2 pseudogenes are annotated in these 1,209 nt (G+C 60.1%); one reads left to right on the top strand and one right to left on the bottom strand.

From position 1 onward, the window contains the following. Positions 1-200: 200 nt before the first annotated feature. Positions 201-485 (top strand): annotated as a pseudogene (locus JSE7799_RS02685) (transposase); the annotation flags it as partial. Positions 486-976: 491 nt separating this feature from the next. Here the strand turns inward: JSE7799_RS02685 and JSE7799_RS19440 are convergent. Further along, positions 977-1,209: pseudogene (locus JSE7799_RS19440) on the bottom strand (integrase core domain-containing protein); the annotation flags it as partial.

The raw sequence follows: 1,209 nt of genomic DNA, 5'->3' as shown, positions 1-1,209 counted from the left end.
CCCGCCACTTCGCAAGCGTCGCCACGCTGATCCCTTCCTCCTTGGCCAGCCGGCCCAAGGGCATGTTGTTCGGCGGCAGCATCTTCCCGATCACCGCAGCCTTCCGTTCAGGTGAGTAAGCTATTTCGTCGCCCTGTCCCGCCCGCCTCAGAATACACTTTCTGCATCAGAGCAGGCGACAACTTCCCTGACAGAGGGGGATCGCAGCAGACCGGACGTCGTGCTCGAAAGCCAACGCCAACCAGATGCGTCTGATGCTGCACGGCTGCGCCTACTGGATTTGGTGGAAGCTCCGCGCGGCTTGCCCGAAGCGCTCACCGTGGCGCCGCGCCCAGTTCGACACGCTGCGACTGCATCTCGTCAAACTGGCCGCCACCATCGTCGAAAAGAAGACCCGGATCATCGTGACCCTGCCGGCATCGTGTCCCCGAAAGGGACTTCTCCTCCTTCTCTTCGACGCCCTCGCCCCACCGAAAACAGCCTGACGCATGCGCCCCGACAAACCCAGAAACATCAACCCGTATCGCCCAAGACCCAAGTCACCGGCCGGCATGCCAACCGGACGCAAACACCGGGTGCGCGCAAGAAAACCGAGACCGGGGAAACCATCCCACGGAGCACAAGTCCGCAGCTTCATGAATTATGCGGTTTAAATGTCTTTGTAGATAGCGTTGCGAGCCGCGTTGTCCGTCTCCTGGCGGGACGCCTCGATAATGGCGTCGACTTCGGGATCCATGTCCCAGTCCATCGAAGACCAAGTCTCGGTGGCTTGAGGACGTTCTGCAAAGCCACCACTTCCGCAGTGGCGAGGGTCTCGAACAGACGATCCTGCGCTACGTCCGGCTCTGCAACGGACAGCTTCCGCAATCTTTCCTGAAAGGCCGAAAGCCCATCGAAGCGCGCAAGGACTTCCGTCGCCACAAGCCGGAACTGTTCGAGAAACGGCTTTGCAATCACCCGGGATGGCAACTTCCCAACATCCCGGAAGGTAGTATGGCTGTTTCTTGAACAGCTCTGGCTTGATTTTGTGCCAGTCCTTCATGGCCTGCAAGGGCGCCTTGCTGGCCAACGCTGCTTGCGGGAGCTGCTGGTTGTAGAGCCAGACGTATCGGTGGAGCGTGATCTCCAGGTCCTCGCCTGATCGGAAATGGTGGCTCTGCAGGACCTCTTCGATCCGGCCGTTGAAGCGCTCGACCATTCCGTTGGTCT

Source organism: Jannaschia seosinensis, assembly GCF_001408515.1.
Classification (GTDB): domain Bacteria; phylum Pseudomonadota; class Alphaproteobacteria; order Rhodobacterales; family Rhodobacteraceae; genus Jannaschia; species Jannaschia seosinensis.
This window is presented reverse-complemented; position numbering and strand designations above follow the sequence as displayed.